Source organism: Xenorhabdus bovienii (assembly GCF_024721015.1).
In the GTDB taxonomy this organism is placed as follows: domain Bacteria; phylum Pseudomonadota; class Gammaproteobacteria; order Enterobacterales; family Enterobacteriaceae; genus Xenorhabdus; species Xenorhabdus bovienii.
This window is the reverse complement of record NZ_JANAIF010000291.1, coordinates 1-636: the sequence shown is the minus strand read 5'-3', so window position 1 is coordinate 636 and position 636 is coordinate 1. Positions and strand designations below refer to the sequence as shown.

Annotated in this window: 1 protein-coding gene; it reads right to left on the bottom strand. The window is 58.3% G+C overall.

Going from position 1 to position 636, the window contains the following annotated elements; genetic code table 11:
• The coding region (locus tag NXS07_RS20640; protein WP_258087589.1) for a condensation domain-containing protein at positions 1–636 on the bottom strand (636 nt) is incomplete at both ends.

Here is a 636-nt window from a genome sequence, read left to right as displayed (position 1 = left end):
CCTGATGCAAGGCCCCGTACCCTATCCCTTTATTCGGCACCGCCCTGAGCATCTCTTTGGTGTGGATTATGGTTTCCGTCACCCCCGCCTGCATTTCCAGGCGTACCGGATACACCGTGGTAAACCACCCCACGGTTTCTGAGACATCCAGCGTGGTATCGATGGACTCCCGGCCATGCCCTTCCAGAATGATGTGATTCACCGGGCGTGAAAAACTGGCCGACAACGCCAGGGTGAGCGCACTCAGGAGTAAGTCGTTTATCTCCGTGTGGTAACCGGAATTGGCCTCCCGCAACAGGGTATCGGTCAGTTTGGCAGAGAGCACCAACCGGTGCTGGCTGGCTTCACCGGCTGCCGGTTCAGTCTCTTTCCCGGCCATCACCCGCTGCCAGTAGGGCACTTCCTGTTGATGGCGCGCCGCATAATGATGAACCGCGGCCACCCACTGGCGGTAGCTGCTGGTCTTCGGTGGCAGGGTTGCGCCTTGCAGTAATAAACGCATATCTTCCGCAATGATGCGCCAGGACACCGCGTCAATAATCAGGTGGTGAAAAGCGAAGAATAACCGGGCGCTGCCGTCCGCGTACCCGGTCAGATGACCGGCCTGCCATAAAGACCCGGCAGCATAATCAAACC